A 13016-nucleotide genomic window follows, 5' to 3' on the forward strand; every position below is an offset into this window, starting at 1 on the left:
AGCTGGTTCATGCCGCGCTCGAGGCCGCGCCGCGCGTCCTCATCGAACGCGATCATCTTTGCAGCCATAGGCTCCAGATCCTCCCGGAACGGGGTGGCTATCACTGGATCGAGTCGACGCCCGCGACGGACGACCTGCCCGGCGGTTTCCATGCCGCCGCCGGGTGTGAGGCCTCGTCGCCTCGATCGCTTATTCAGGGCTGGCACTCTCAATGGCCGAGTGCCAATGTCGTGTTTAGCACTCTACCCAGGAGAGTGCAAGCCGTACCCCGTCTCACCTGGTCACTGACATGCCAAGGCCCGGCGCGCCAGACGCCGGGCCTCGACCGAGCTATACCGATCAGAGCGTGCGAACCGACTCCGCCTGCGGACCCCGGTCGCTCTGGGTGATCTCGAACTCGACCCGCTGCCCCTGCTCGAGGCTGCGGTAGCCATCAGCGAGGATGGCCGAATAGTGCACGAACACGTCCCTGCCACCGTCGACCGCGATGAAGCCGTAGCCTTTGTCCGCGTTGAACCACTTGACGGTGCCTTGTGCCATTCCTAACAACTCCCACCAGGGCAATTCCCGTGGTCATTCCCACGGCTACCGACTCGAGCCCGCCGGAGGCGCGGAACCCGACGGTCAGCACGGGTGCGCCGCGATGACCATCGCCGACCATACACACGGCTACGGTCCGTGGAACACCCTTTACCCAAGATGAGCGGACGGCCGATCCTGGTCAATGTGAGTTCATTGAAATGGGAACTTCGGCACGGACTAGTAAAAATGCCCTGACGCGCCCGCCGCCTAACCGCCGGCGACGGCAGGGATGATCGAAACCTGCGTGCCGTCGGGGGTGGCGGTGTCGAGGCCGTCGGCGAATCGGACATCCTCTTCGCCGACATAGACGTTGACGAAACGGCGGATTTTGCCGTTTTCGTCAAGGATTCGGGCGGCGATCCCGGAGAAACTGGACTCCAGGTCCGCCACGACCTCGCGTACCGTCGTCCCGGACGCCGTCACCTCGGACTCACCGCCGGTGTAGTTCCGAAGGATCGTCGGGATACGCACGCTGATCGAGCTCATACCAGGCCTGCCTTTCGAAAAGCGTCGAAGGTGGGGGCGATGTTCGCCGACGGCTTGGCGACCGGCGCCACCGCGTCGAGGGTCTTCAGACCGTCACCGGAGTTGATGAACACGGTCTCGGCGTCCGGGTCGAGTGCTCCCGAGGCCAGCAGCTTGCGCAGCGAACCCAGCGTGACGCCGCCGGCGGTCTCGCCGAAGATGCCCTCGGTGCGCGCGAGCAGCCCGATGCTGTCGACCACCTCGTCGTCGGAGACGTCCTCGATGGCACCGCCGGTGCGCCGGACGGCGTCCAGGACGTACGGGCCGTCCGCCGGGTTGCCGATGGCGAGGGACTTGGCGATCGTGTCGGGCTTGACCGGCCGTACGACGTCGTGCCCGGCCTTGAAGGCCGCGGCGACCGGCGAGCAGCCGGTCGCCTGGGCGCCGAAGATCTTGTACGGCCTGTCCTCGACGAGGCCGAGCTTGATGAGCTCCTGGAACGCCTTGTCGATCTTGGTGAGCTGCGAGCCGGAGGCGATCGGGACGACGATCTGGTCGGGCAGCCGCCAGCCGAGCTGCTCGGCCACCTCGTACCCGATCGTCTTGGAGCCCTCGGCGTAGTAGGGCCGCACGTTGACGTTGACGAACGCCCAGTCGTCCTGCTCGCCGGCGATCTCGGAGGCGAGCCGGTTGACGTCGTCATAGTTGCCGTCCACGGTGACGAACGTGCCGCCGTACACCGCGGTCGTGACGATCTTCTGCCGCTCCAGGTTCGACGGGACGAACACCGCGCTGCGGATGCCCGCGCGCGCCGCCGCGGCGGCCACCGCGTTGGCGAGGTTTCCGGTGGACGGGCAGGCCAGCACCTTGAAGCCCAGCTCGCGGGCGGCGGCGAGGGCGACGCCGACGACGCGGTCCTTGAAGGAGTGCGTGGGGTTGCCGCTGTCGTCCTTGACCCACAGCGCGCGGACGCCGAGCGCCTCGGCGAGGTTGTCGGCGCGGACCAGGCGCGTGAAGCCGGGCTCGGTGTTCGGGGTCTCGGCGACGTTCGGGGGCACCGGAAGCAGGTCACGGTAGCGCCAGATGTTCCGCGGACCCGCCTCGATGCGCTCCCGGCTCACCTGGGAGTAGTCGTAGGTGACTTCGAGGGGCCCGAAACACTGCTCACAGGCGTAGCGTGGGCCGAGATCGTAGGATTCGCCGCATTCGCGGCACGCAAGTGCGGTCGCGGGGCCGAGGTTTCGGACGGCAGTCTGCGACATGGAGCGAGGCCTCTCTCCTCATCTTTCTCGTGCCACCTTGGTCACGAGCCGGAGTTGGCACCTGTCCCGGGCGGCCTCGCATCTGTCGGCGAGTTGCGGCGCGGCTGCGCCGCACTGGACCGCGTGTCCGGGAGGGTTGCCGGGGCTTCGACGGGCCGGTCCCTCCACCCCTCTGGATGAGCGGTATTGAGTTGTATCAGGAACTGTATACGTGACTGACCGGTTCTTTGGCCAGCCCGGAGTCTCAGCGCGCGAGACACGAGACGGATCTCACGCCACGGTGAGCATCCGTATGGTCACGAAACAGACAGGGGCCGACCTTCGGCGATTGGGGCCCACGACGGCCGGTTACTCTCCCCCCATGGCTGACACGCAGGTGCTCGTCGCGTCCAACCGTGGCCCGGTCTCCTTCTCGCTGGCCGACGACGGTGCACTGTCGATGCGACGCGGCGGCGGCGGGCTCGTGTCCGCGCTGGGCGAACTCAGCGGCGACATCCTGTGGGTCTGCGCCACGCTCTCCGACGCCGACCGTGCGGCGGCGCGGCGTGCGGAGGAGGGCCGGCTCGACGTCCCCGGCATCGGCGCCGTCCGCATGCTGGACATCCCGCCGGGCACCTTTCACCGCGCCTACAACGCGGTCGCCAACTCCACGCTGTGGTTCGTGCACCACATGCTGTACGACACCCCGAACAAACCGCACTTCGACGCGCGGTCGCGCCGCGACTGGCAGTCCTACGAGGCCTACAACGCGGCCTTCGCCGACGCGCTCGCCCAGGACGCCGCGCAGGGCGCGAAGGTCGCCGTACAGGACTACCACCTGACACTCGTGCCCACGCTCCTGCGCGAACGCCGGCCCGACGTGAAGATCACGCACTTCTCGCACACGCCATGGGCGCCGCCGGAGTACTACCGGCTGCTGCCGGACGACATCGGACGCCAGGTGCTCGAGGGCATCCTCGGCGCCGACCACGCCGGGTTCCAGACCCGGCGCTGGGCCGAGGCGTTCGTCGAGTGCTGCGCGGCGGTCCTGGGCGCCCGCGTCGACCGTGAGGCCCGTACGGTCACCCACCAGGGCCACGTCACGCGCGTCGGCGTGCACGGCCTCGGCGTCGACGGCGACGCCCTGCGGGCCCGCGCCGCCGAGCCGGACGTGACCGCCCGCGCCGCGGCACTGCGCGAGCAGGTCGGCGACCGGCGGCTGATCGTGCGCATCGACCGCACCGAGCTGTCCAAGAACATCGTGCGCGGCCTGGCCGCCTACCGCGAGCTGCTCGCCAAGCACCCCGAATGGCGCGGCCGGGTGATGCACCTGGCGTTCGCCTACCCGTCGCGGCACGACCTGCCGGAGTACCGGGAGTACACCGCCGCCGTGCAGCGGATGGCCGCCGAGATCTCCGACGAGTTCGGCGACGGCGCGTGGGACCCGCTGATTCTGCAGGTCAACGACGACTACCCGCGGTCGCTCGCGGCGTACGGCATGGCCGACGTGCTACTGGTGAACCCCATCCGCGACGGCATGAACCTCGTCGCCAAGGAGGGTCCGGCGCTGTCGAAGAACGGCTGCGCCCTCGTGCTGTCGGACCAGGCGGGCGCCGCCGACGAGATGTCCGGCGACGCCATCATGGTGAACCCCTTCGACGTGTCGCAGACCGCGGAGGCGCTGCACCAGGCCCTGCTGATGCCGGCCGACGAACGCTCCGAGCGCTGCAAGCGCCTCGCCGCCGCCGCGACCGCCCTGCCGCCGCAGCAGTGGTTCGCCGACCAGCTCAGCGCCCTCGGCTGACGCCGCGCGGTCACTCGGTCCGCTGCGTGAGGCTGAACCAGTTGCCCGAGTCGTCGCGCAGCACGGCCTCGATCCCGTACGGCCGCTCGGCCGGTTCCTGCACGAAGACGACGCCGCGTGCGGACAGCTCCTCGTACGCCTTGCGGCAGTCGGGCGTCTCCAGCACTCCGGCGCCGAGCGCGCCCTTGGCGACCAGCTCACGGATCTGCTCGGCGGTGCGCTCGTCGTGCCCCATGGCGCAGTCGGCCAGGACGACCTCGAAGTCCGGCTGGTCCGGCGGGCCGACGGTGAGCCAGCGGAAGCCCTGGCCCGCGCCCTCGAACTCACCGCCCATCGTCACGTCGGTGCGCACCTCGAAGCCGAGTTTGTCGGTGTAGAACTCCTTGGCCCGGTCCTGGTCAAGGACGAAACACGTCACATGGGACATACGGCTGATCATGGCGTTTCCCCTCGTCGGTGGTGGTTTCCGACGAGCCTACGAGTGGCCGGTGACCGGCGCCTTCTCCGGGATTGCTCCGGTCGGCAGCGGCCGGGACCAGGCCATGAGAAAGCATCCGGGGATCGGCGGCCGCGAGCCGCGCTCCACGTGGCGCCGCCGATACTCCGTGGGCGGGACGCCGACGAGCTCGGAGAAGCGCGCGCTGAAGGAGCCCAGGCTGGAGAAGCCCACCAGGTGGCAGATCTCGGTGACCGTGAGGTTCGCGGCGCGCAGGAGGTCCTGGGCGCGTTCGATGCGGCGCCTGGTGAGGTACGCCCGCGGCGTCTCCCCGTACGCCGCGCGGAAGGCGCGGGCGAAGTGGTAGCGGGAGAATCCCGCCTCGCGGGCCATGGCATCGAGGTCGAGCGGCTCGGCGAAGCGCCGGTCGATCAGGTCGCGGGCGCGCCGCAGATGGGCGACGGCCGGGACCGGACCCGGCATCAGTTGTAGCCGTCGCCGAGGCTCTGCCGGACCTGCTTGCGGGCCTCGTGGATGCGCGACTTCACCGTGCCCAGCGGAAGGTTGAGCTGCGTGGCGATCTCGGTGTACTCCAGCTGCGACACGTCGCGCAGCACCAGCGCCTCGATGAGGTCGGGCTTGCGGCGCTCCAGGTCTTCCATCGCGTCGAGGATGTCCACGCGCGAGCCGGCGATGACGCTCGTACGACGCGGGTCCGGCCGCTGGTCGGGCAGCTCACCGGCCTGTTCCATCGAGCGGCGCTTGAGCGACCGGTACGTCGAGCGCGCGGAGTTGGCCACCACGACGTGCAGCCACGTCGTGAAGCGCGACCGGCCCTCGAAGCGGTTGATGTTGCGCGCGACCTGCATCAGCGCGTCCTGGCAGGCCTCTTCGGCGTCCTGCCGGCACGGAAGGAACCGCGAGCAGTGCCGGAGCACGTCCGGCTCGATCACCCGCAGTAGTGCTTCGAGAGCCGCCCGATCGCCCCCGGCGGCTCGCTGCGCCAGTTGTTCGGTCCGCTCGTCGTACGCCATGACCCGTCCTCGCCCTCACCATCGCCCCGCATTGGGCATGATACGGGGGTGTCCATGCCTTCGGCCGTCGGCCGTTACCGAATCGATCGTGTTCTGGGATCAGGGGCCTTCGCCTCCGTGTGGCTCGCCCACGATGAGGTGCTCGATGCCCAGGTCGCGGTGAAGGTGCTGGCCGGCGGGCTCATCGACGACCTCGACGTGCGCAACCGCTTCCTGGAGGAGGCCAAGATACTGCGCCGTGCCGACTCCGAGCGGCTCGTGCGCGTGCACGACATCGGCGAACTCCCCGATGGGCGCCCCTACTTCGTCATGTCCTACGCCGACCTCGGCACGCTCGCGGACCGGATGCGGGGCCGTACCCTGCCGGTGGCCGAGGCGATCCGGCTGGCCACCGAGGTCGCGCGGGGCGTCGAGGTCATCAACCGGCTCGGCGTCATCCACCGCGACCTCAAGCCGTCCAACGTGCTGTTCCAGTCGACCACGGACGGCGGCGAGCGGCTGCTGATCGCCGACCTCGGCCTCGCCAAGGCGCTCGCGCACGCCTCCGGCGCGTTCACCCTTCCGGTCGGCACCCCCGGGTACATGTCGCCCGAGCAGGCCCGTTTCGGCGGAGGCCTCGACGTCCGCGCCGACGTGTACGGCCTGGGCGCGCTGACCTACCACCTCCTCACCGGCCGCGCGCCGGGCACCGCGCCGGTCGCGGTGCCGCCGAGCGCGATCCGGCCGGACCTGCCGCCGGCCGTCGACGAGATCGTGATGCGGGCCCTGGAGGCCGACCGCGAGCGCCGCTGGCCCACCGCTGAGGCGTTCGCCGCCGCGCTCGCCGGGCTTCGCCCGCTCGTGTCCGGCCGGAGCCCGGGCGGCTTCGCCGACTCGACGGTGGGCGACCCCACGGTCTCCGGCGGACCGGCGTCCGACCACACCGTGGAGGACCCGGCGACCGCCGACCCGTCGTTCCACCACGGAGGTCACGGGCCCCCGCCGCACGGCGGGACCGTCCGGCTGCCCCCGCCGTACGAGCGGACGGAGCAGAACCCGCTGCCCCACATGGAGAGCGCGGCGGACACGACGCGCGTGGACCTGCCGGTGTACCGGCCGGAACCGAACACCCCGCCCGCCGGCGAGGTGCGCACCGGCGACACCGCCCGCGGCCGGGCGCTGGTCTCCGCCGGCCTCGCGGCGGTCCTCGTGGTCTGCGGAGGCGGCGCGTACGGCATCGCCAGGCTCACCGGCGTCAAGGCCACCCGGTCGGCCGGCCAGGACCACACGCCCGGTGACGGCCTGGTGTCCGTCACCGACACCACCGGACGGCTGAGCCTCCGGGTACCGCCGTCCTGGACGCTGCAGCGCGACCACAGCCACTGGCCCGTGCGGGTCAGCGACGGCGCGACCGCGCCCGCGCTGCGCGCGACGCCGAACTACGACCAGTTCGTACGCGACGACGTACGGGTGCCCGGCGTGTTCGCCGGCCTGACCCGCGACCTGGGCGTCCGGCTGCCGCCCGCGAGCCTGGGCGACCACTCCTCCAAGTGCACCCGCGGCACCCCCCGCGCGTACCGCCACGGCTCGCTGAGCGGCCGGATCACCCCGTGGACCTGCCGTGGCTCGATCACGATCAACGAGGTCGGGCTGCGCGACTCCCGCGGCCGGTTCGCGATGTGGGTGCGGGTGAAGCTGACCGGGCCGCCGGACATCACCCGGACGATCCTCGACAGCATCCAGACCAAGGGCTGACACTCCCCGGCCACTCGCCCCCGCGAAGGTCGCGTACGATATATCGGTAATAGCTCGGCCGGGGAGAGAACCATGCGTAAGAGATCGATGCACCGCGAGGAGCGCGCCGCGTTCGGCGGCTGGGGTCCCGGCTTCGGGCCCCGGGGGCGGGGCGGCCGTGGCGGACGCCGCACGAAGCGCGGCAACGTCCGCGCGGCGATCCTGGCGCTGCTGGCCGAGCGCCCCATGCACGGCTACGAGATGATCCAGGAGCTGGAGAGCCGCACCGGCGGCCTGTGGCGGCCCAGCCCGGGCTCGGTCTACCCGACGCTGCAGTTGCTCGAGGACGAGGGGCTGATCAGCGGCGAGCAGTCATCGGGCAAGCGGCTGTTCTCTCTCGCCGAGGCCGGGCGCACCGAGGCCGAGGCGCAGCGGACGCCCCCCTGGGCCGAGATCACCGAGGACGCCGGCGAGGCGGCCACGCACTTCCACGACGCGATGGGCCGGCTGATGATGGCGATCCGCCAGGTGATGCACGCGGGCAGCGAGGAGCAGAAGGCACGCGCGCTCGAGGTGATCAACGACGCGCGGCGGCGCCTGTACGGCATCCTCGCCGACGACGAGGAGTGAACTCGCGCGGAGCCGATGATGGCGCCCTCATCGGCTCCGCGCGCGCAGAGAACTGCGGGAGATCCTCGCCCGTCGCGAGCGGGGCACGGGGCGTCGGGCGGTGTCTCAGGCCACCGGCACGCCGAACGCACCGATCAGCGCGTCGAGCTCCTGGCGCCAGACCCGGTGGACGTTCAGGCGCAGCGGCTTGGGGGCGGTGGGCGTCTGGTACTGGAACGAGCTCCACACGGTGGCGCGGTTGTAGTTCGAGATCCGGACATTCTGCAGCGGCGCGGTGAAGGCGATCTCCTTCGGCCGGTTCGACACCCGGTTCATCTTGACGAAGATGATCTGCTGCGGGGTGACGGCGACGAAGTAATAGTCGACGAAGAACTGGCCCAGCAGGCCGAGCTGGTTCATCAGCCACGGGCTCGGACCGGTGATGGAGTAGACGCCGCTGATGATCGGTTCCCCGGGCTGGAGCGCCCTCGAAGCCATCTCGAACGCCTGCTGCTTGATGGTCTCCTTGCGAACGGCCACCATCTCACCTTTCATTTCGGGTGCGACAGAAGGCTCATTCCGCCGCGAAAAGGAGTTGATCGCCGGGGATGCTACCGGTTCCGCCGGAGGCCCACTGTCAGAACAATTCGTTCGTGAGCGATTCGAGCAAACGGACGACGCCGGGCGGGCCGTCGACCACGATGTCGGCGCGGTCGGCCAGCGCGGTCACCTCGTCGGACCCGCTGCACACCTTGACCCCCGGCACGCCCTCCTCCCGAAGCGCCTCGATCGCGTCGTAGGCGGCCAGGTCACCGAGGTCGTCGCCGGCGTAGAGGATGGCGACGCTGCCCAGTTCGGCGGCGAGCGCACGCAGCGCGGCACCCTTGTCCATGCCCGGCGGGCGAAGCTCCAGGACGAACCGGCCGGGCTCCACCACGAGGCCGGTGCGCTCGGCGAGCGCGGCGACGATGCCGCGCAGGCGTTCGAGGGCGACCTCCGGCTCGGCCGCGCGGCGGGTGTGCACGGCCAGCGCGTGACCCTTGTCCTCGATCGCGACGCCCTCCGGGGCCGACTCGATGAGGCGGGGCAGTTTGCGCCGCGCCTCATCGACGCCCGGCGGCGGCTCGGGCGCGTCCAGGACGTCGTCCTCCCAGCGCTCGCGGCCGTACTGGCCGAGAACCACGAGCCCTTCGATGCCGGACAGGCCGCCCTTCTCGACCGCGGTGGCGGCCGGGCGCCCGGTGATGATCGCGACCTTGCCGACCTGGCGCGCGAGCTCGGTGAGCGCCGCGATGGCGCCGTCCGCGAGCCGGGCGGCGTCGGGATCGTCGACGATCGGCGAGAGCGTGCCGTCGAAGTCGAAAGCGGCCAGCGTCTTGCCGGGCCGCGCCTTGATCGCCGCCAGCGCTTCGGCGCCCGCGGCCGTACGGGACTCAACGTTCATGGGTCGCCCAGCGTACCGACATCGGCGCGGAGCGGCGGGTGCCGCGCCGCGTCGTTCGCCCGGCGGTAGCGGAGCGGCGGCGTACGAACGGTCCGCCACGACGGACGGCGGTCTCCGTCAGAGACCGCCGGGGGCCGGGCGGTCTCTCAGGTGCGGATGCCGAGGCGGCGTGCCGCACGCTGGCGCTGGCGCTGCGTGCGCTGCCGCCGCAGCCGCTTCACGAGCATCGGGTCGTGCCGGAGCGCCTCAGGACGGTCGATGAGCCGGCTGAGGAGCTGGTAGTAGCGGGTGGAGGACATGCCGAAGTTTTCACGGATCGCCTGCTCCTTGGCGCCCGCGTACTGCCACCACTGCCGCTCGAAGGCGAGGATTTGCAGGTCACGGTCGGTCAGGCCGCCGTCGCCACCGTTTTCGGGGCCGTTGTCGTCAGGGCTGTTCTTAGGGCCGTCGCCCCGGGCGTCCGCCGGTTGCATCAGGTCCCCTCTGTACGGGTTCGGGGGGCTGTCATGCTACGCGCGATCAGTGACATCTTCGCGCTGTTCTCGCGGATGACCACTGCCGTAACCTGAACTGTGACGTCGACGCACTGCGTAACGCTACTGACCGACTACGGACTGGAAGATGGCTTCGTCGCCGCATGTCACGGGGTCATCGTGAGCATCTGCGCGCACGCTCGCATCATCGACATCACCCACCTCGTGCCCCCCGGTGACGTCCGGCGCGGCGCCGCGATCATGGCGCAGACCGTTCCGTACCTGCCGGCCGGCGTGCACGTGGCCGTGGTCGACCCGGGCGTCGGCACGCGGCGGCGCGCGATCGCGGTCGCGGCCGGCGACCGCGTCTTCGTCGGCCCGGACAACGGCGTGCTGTCCTGGGCGGCGTCCGGCGCCGACGTGCGCGCGTGGGAGCTGACCGAGCGGGACCTGTGGGTGGAGCCGGTCTCGGCGACCTTCCACGGCCGCGACATCTTCGCGCCCGTGGCGGCCCACATCGCCGCGGGCCGTGACGTCGCGACCGTGGGGCGGGAGATCGACCCCGCGGATCTCGTACGCCTGCCGCCGCCGGCCCGCACGGTGCGCGACGGCACGGCCGAGGGCGAGGTGGTCACGGTCGACCGGTTCGGCAACGTGCAGCTCTCCCTCACCCGCGCGGACCTGGACGCGATCGGCGCGCGGTGCGGCGGCACCCTCACGGTCACGCTGGGCCGCCACTCCGTGCGCATGGCGTACGGCGAGACGTTCGGATCCGTACCGCCGGGCGAGCTCGTGGCCTACACCGACGCCGCCGGCCGGGTGGCCTTCGCGGTCAATGCCGGCGACGCCGCCCAGCGTCTGGGCCTGCCACCGGGAGCCCACGTACGACTGGCCGTCGCGGACTGATCCTGGGACACGCCGCCCGTCTTCCGGCGAAATCCGACGCTTCGAAGGTAACGGAACCGTCAAGGCGGCTGGTCCGAATGCGGCATGATCTTTCCCATGGGTTTCACGCGCTCTGACTGGCGATTGATCATCATCACAGTCGCAGTGGCGGCGGCGGCCGGCGTCGCGCACTACGCCAAGCTCGGGGGGGACGTCGCACCGTTCGTGGTCGCGGCGATCGCCCTGGCGATGCTGGCCAGCCTGGTCGGCCGCAGCGTCGAAGCGCTGGGCGACCGGCTGGGGGCGGGCGCCACCGGCGTCGTGCAGAGCGCGCTGGGGAACCTGCCCGAGCTGTTCGTCGTGCTCTTCGCGCTGCGCGACAAGCTGTACGGCGTGGCGACCGCGACGATCGTCGGGTCGATCCTGGCGAACGTCCTGTTGGTGCTCGGCCTGGCGTTCCTGTTCGGCGGCATCAAGCACGGGCGGCAGAAGTTCGGCAGCGACGCCGCCCGCACGCTGTCGATGCTCCTGGCGCTCTCGGTCGCCGCTCTCCTCGTGCCCTCGCTCACCGCGGCGCTCGGCTCGCACGCGACGCGCGCCGCGCTACACGAGCGGAACCTGTCGATCGTGGTCTCGATCCTGCTGCTCTGCCTGTTCGTGGCGTCGTTGCCGTCCTCGATCAAGCGGCAGAAGAGCGCCGAGAAGCCCGAGCCCTCCTCGGCGGCGGCCCCGTCCGACGGCGCCGGGGAGAAGCACCACTCCTGGCCGCTCGGCGTGGCGCTGGCAATGCTGGCGATCACCGGGCTGGGAGCGGCCTTCGTCTCCGACTGGTTCGTGGCCGCGCTGCAACCCGCGATCTCCTCCCTCGGCATCTCCGAGGCGTTCGCCGGTCTGGTGATCGTGGCGATCGCCGGCAACGCCGTCGAGAACGTCGTGGGCATCCAGCTCGCCCTGAAGAACCAGTCCGACTACGCGCTGTCGGTGATCCTGCAGAGCCCGTTGCAGATCTCGCTGGTCGTGGCCCCCGCCCTCGTGCTGCTCTCGCCGATCGTTGGCGCGTCGTTCACGCTGGTGCTGTCGCCGCTGCTCATCGCCGTACTGATCATGGCTGTAGTGATCACCGTGCTGGTGGTGCTCGACGGCGAGTCGAACTGGCTGGAGGGCGCGACACTGATCGTTCTGTACGGGATCATCGCCACCGCCTTCTGGTGGGGATGAGATGAAAAGCACTAAAGAGTCCGAAACCGGACGAGCGTCATACCGGCCCTTCTCAACTACTGTGACCTTGTGAATCCGCACATCGACCCGAGTGTCGCGGAGATCGAGCGGGCGGCGTTCCAGCTCCGCCGGCTCTGGGCCAAGCCTCAGCTTCTCCAGCGCCTGCGCGAGCGGTGCGGGCGCGGCGGGCGGCCGATTCAGCTGTCGAGTCTGCTGGTCATCCACGCGATCGCGGGCCAGGGCTCCGGTTCCGGCGACGTCACCGTGGGCGCGGTCGCGGACTTCCTCGACATCGACCCCTCGACCGCCAGCCGGCTCGTCGGGTACGCGACCGACGCCGGGTTCGTCTCGCGCACCTCGTCGCCGGTCGACGCGCGCCGCGCCCACCTGCGGCTCACCGAGGCCGGCGAGCGGGTCAGGGCGCTGACCGACGAGTTCCGGCGGCGTTTCATCGCCCAGCTCGTCGCCGACTGGCCGGAGGAGGACCGGCGCACCTTCGCGCACCTGCTCGGCCGCTTCGCCGAGGCCGCCGCGCACTTCCCCACGAACGCGGCGGGCCTGGAGGCCGTCGGGCTGGGGGCCGAGCCGGAGCTCGAGGCGGCTCGGCGATGCGCGAATGACGGGTGAGGGCCTGTCGCGAAGTCCCCGTCCGTAGCCGCGGCGCCGCCTTGGCACCGCGTCTGCGGGACGGCGGGACTTCGATCCCGAAGTGCCCGTCCGCGGCGAGCGCCGTGCAGTAGGACGGCGGGGCTTCGAGACGGGGCTCAGGAGCGCAGCACGCCCAGGCGCTCGCGGTACTCCTCCTCGTCGATCTCGCCGCGGGCGTAGCGTTCGGCGAGGACGCGCTCGGCGCCCCCTCCGCGCCACTTCGTGCGCTTCGACAGCAGGTAGAACCCTCCGCCGAGGACCAGGAGCCAGAACACGGCGAACCCGATCGGGAAGACCGGCCACCACCCGTGTGCGTGGCCGTCGTGCCAGGGACCGTACGCGGTCAGCGTCATGGCGTTCATGAGGTGATGGTGACCCGGCGACACGGCCTCGCGCGTCGTACGGCGGGCGGCTCCGTGCCTACGCCCGGCGGCGCAGTCTCACCAGACGAGTCCGGGCCGGCA

16 protein-coding genes and 1 riboswitch are annotated in these 13016 nt (G+C 70.8%); of the genes, 6 read left to right on the forward strand and 10 right to left on the reverse strand.

The features are described from left to right. Positions 1-339: 339 nt before the first annotated feature. From ABEA10_RS48280 to thrC, 3 genes are all read right to left on the reverse strand, one after another. Positions 340-540 (reverse strand): cold-shock protein, encoded by a 201-nt coding sequence (locus tag ABEA10_RS48280; RefSeq protein WP_285568450.1) that lies wholly within the window; start codon positions 538-540, stop codon positions 340-342. A 249-nt stretch (positions 541-789) separates the two neighbouring features. Further along, complete coding sequence (locus ABEA10_RS48285) at positions 790-1068, reverse strand: MoaD/ThiS family protein (protein ID WP_345475446.1); 279 nt, start codon at positions 1066-1068, stop codon at positions 790-792. Continuing rightward, positions 1065-2309, reverse strand: a complete 1245-nt coding sequence (gene thrC / locus ABEA10_RS48290) for a threonine synthase (protein WP_329243638.1) — start codon at positions 2307-2309, stop codon at positions 1065-1067. Before thrC ends, ABEA10_RS48285 begins: the two co-directional genes overlap by 4 nt. Before the next feature lie 15 nt (positions 2310-2324). After that, a riboswitch (SAM riboswitch) is annotated at positions 2325-2492 on the reverse strand. A gap of 178 nt (positions 2493-2670) precedes the next feature. Between thrC and ABEA10_RS48295 the strand changes: the two genes are divergently transcribed. Continuing rightward, complete coding sequence (locus tag ABEA10_RS48295; protein WP_345475447.1) at positions 2671-4092, forward strand: alpha,alpha-trehalose-phosphate synthase (UDP-forming); 1422 nt, start codon at positions 2671-2673, stop codon at positions 4090-4092. A gap of 10 nt (positions 4093-4102) precedes the next feature. Here ABEA10_RS48295 and ABEA10_RS48300 read toward each other — a convergent pair whose 3' ends face one another. The 3 genes from ABEA10_RS48300 to ABEA10_RS48310 are packed head-to-tail and all read right to left on the reverse strand — an operon-like array spanning position 4103 to position 5562. After that, a complete protein-coding gene (locus ABEA10_RS48300) occupies positions 4103-4519 on the reverse strand; it encodes a VOC family protein (RefSeq protein WP_345475448.1) in 417 nt (138 codons plus the stop codon). A gap of 48 nt (positions 4520-4567) precedes the next feature. Then, a complete protein-coding gene (locus ABEA10_RS48305) occupies positions 4568-5011 on the reverse strand; it encodes a helix-turn-helix domain-containing protein (protein WP_345475449.1) in 444 nt (147 codons plus the stop codon). Continuing rightward, complete coding sequence (locus ABEA10_RS48310; protein ID WP_329243644.1) at positions 5011-5562, reverse strand: RNA polymerase sigma factor; 552 nt, start codon at positions 5560-5562, stop codon at positions 5011-5013. Before ABEA10_RS48310 ends, ABEA10_RS48305 begins: the two co-directional genes overlap by 1 nt. Positions 5563-5616: 54 nt before the next feature. Here ABEA10_RS48310 and ABEA10_RS48315 point away from each other — a divergent pair, with 54 nt between their 5' ends. Both ABEA10_RS48315 and ABEA10_RS48320 read left to right on the forward strand, forming a co-directional pair. Then, positions 5617-7296: a serine/threonine-protein kinase gene (locus ABEA10_RS48315; RefSeq protein ID WP_345475479.1), complete on the forward strand. Its 1680-nt coding sequence runs from the start codon at positions 5617-5619 to the stop codon at positions 7294-7296. A 72-nt stretch (positions 7297-7368) separates the two neighbouring features. Then, positions 7369-7905 carry a PadR family transcriptional regulator gene (locus ABEA10_RS48320; RefSeq protein ID WP_345475450.1) on the forward strand — a complete coding sequence of 179 codons (537 nt, stop codon included), beginning with the start codon at positions 7369-7371 and terminating at the stop codon, positions 7903-7905. A gap of 105 nt (positions 7906-8010) precedes the next feature. Here the strand turns inward: ABEA10_RS48320 and ABEA10_RS48325 are convergent, their stop codons facing one another. The 3 genes from ABEA10_RS48325 to ABEA10_RS48335 all read right to left on the reverse strand — a co-directional run bounded on the left by ABEA10_RS48325 (position 8011) and on the right by ABEA10_RS48335 (position 9801). After that, positions 8011-8424 carry a hypothetical protein gene (locus ABEA10_RS48325; protein WP_329243651.1) on the reverse strand — a complete coding sequence of 138 codons (414 nt, stop codon included), beginning with the start codon at positions 8422-8424 and terminating at the stop codon, positions 8011-8013. A 97-nt stretch (positions 8425-8521) separates the two neighbouring features. Further along, positions 8522-9328, reverse strand: a complete 807-nt coding sequence (gene otsB / locus ABEA10_RS48330; protein ID WP_345475451.1) for a trehalose-phosphatase — start codon at positions 9326-9328, stop codon at positions 8522-8524. A gap of 146 nt (positions 9329-9474) precedes the next feature. Next, the gene (locus ABEA10_RS48335) at positions 9475-9801 is read right to left on the reverse strand and encodes a DUF3263 domain-containing protein (RefSeq protein WP_329243656.1); all 327 of its coding nucleotides are present in this window, start codon (positions 9799-9801) and stop codon (positions 9475-9477) included. Between the two features lie 99 nt (positions 9802-9900). Between ABEA10_RS48335 and ABEA10_RS48340 the strand changes: the two genes are divergently transcribed. From ABEA10_RS48340 to ABEA10_RS48350, 3 genes are all read left to right on the forward strand, one after another. After that, a complete protein-coding gene (locus ABEA10_RS48340; RefSeq protein ID WP_329243659.1) occupies positions 9901-10707 on the forward strand; it encodes an SAM hydrolase/SAM-dependent halogenase family protein in 807 nt (268 codons plus the stop codon). A gap of 123 nt (positions 10708-10830) precedes the next feature. Then, positions 10831-11904, forward strand: a complete 1074-nt coding sequence (cax, locus tag ABEA10_RS48345; protein WP_345475452.1) for a calcium/proton exchanger — start codon at positions 10831-10833, stop codon at positions 11902-11904. Positions 11905-11973: 69 nt separating this feature from the next. After that, entirely contained in the window at positions 11974-12531 is a 558-nt protein-coding gene (locus tag ABEA10_RS48350) for a MarR family winged helix-turn-helix transcriptional regulator (protein WP_345475453.1), read from the forward strand. Between the two features lie 137 nt (positions 12532-12668). On the opposite strand, the gene ABEA10_RS48355 is transcribed toward ABEA10_RS48350, so the two are convergent. Beyond that, positions 12669-12914: an SHOCT domain-containing protein gene (locus tag ABEA10_RS48355; RefSeq protein ID WP_345475454.1), complete on the reverse strand. Its 246-nt coding sequence runs from the start codon at positions 12912-12914 to the stop codon at positions 12669-12671. Positions 12915-13016 lie beyond the last annotated feature (102 nt).

It is taken from the genome of Actinoallomurus oryzae, from assembly GCF_039541955.1.
Taxonomy (GTDB): Bacteria; Actinomycetota; Actinomycetes; order Streptosporangiales; family Streptosporangiaceae; genus Actinoallomurus; species Actinoallomurus oryzae.

Bases quoted from the DNA above. Each gene is read 5' to 3' on its own strand.
- ABEA10_RS48280 (WP_285568450.1), bottom strand. From the start codon at position 540: ATGGCACAAGGCACCGTCAAGTGGTTCAACGCGGACAAAGGCTACGGC.
- ABEA10_RS48285 (WP_345475446.1), bottom strand. From the start codon at position 1,068: ATGAGCTCGATCAGCGTGCGTATCCCGACGATCCTTCGGAACTACACC.
- thrC (WP_329243638.1), bottom strand. From the start codon at position 2,309: ATGTCGCAGACTGCCGTCCGAAACCTCGGCCCCGCGACCGCACTTGCG.
- ABEA10_RS48295 (WP_345475447.1), top strand. From the start codon at position 2,671: ATGGCTGACACGCAGGTGCTCGTCGCGTCCAACCGTGGCCCGGTCTCC.
- ABEA10_RS48300 (WP_345475448.1), bottom strand. From the start codon at position 4,519: ATGTCCCATGTGACGTGTTTCGTCCTTGACCAGGACCGGGCCAAGGAG.
- ABEA10_RS48305 (WP_345475449.1), bottom strand. From the start codon at position 5,011: ATGCCGGGTCCGGTCCCGGCCGTCGCCCATCTGCGGCGCGCCCGCGAC.
- ABEA10_RS48310 (WP_329243644.1), bottom strand. From the start codon at position 5,562: ATGGCGTACGACGAGCGGACCGAACAACTGGCGCAGCGAGCCGCCGGG.
- ABEA10_RS48315 (WP_345475479.1), top strand. From the start codon at position 5,617: ATGCCTTCGGCCGTCGGCCGTTACCGAATCGATCGTGTTCTGGGATCA.
- ABEA10_RS48320 (WP_345475450.1), top strand. From the start codon at position 7,369: ATGCGTAAGAGATCGATGCACCGCGAGGAGCGCGCCGCGTTCGGCGGC.
- otsB (WP_345475451.1), bottom strand. From the start codon at position 9,328: ATGAACGTTGAGTCCCGTACGGCCGCGGGCGCCGAAGCGCTGGCGGCG.
- ABEA10_RS48335 (WP_329243656.1), bottom strand. From the start codon at position 9,801: ATGCAACCGGCGGACGCCCGGGGCGACGGCCCTAAGAACAGCCCTGAC.
- ABEA10_RS48355 (WP_345475454.1), bottom strand. From the start codon at position 12,914: ATGAACGCCATGACGCTGACCGCGTACGGTCCCTGGCACGACGGCCAC.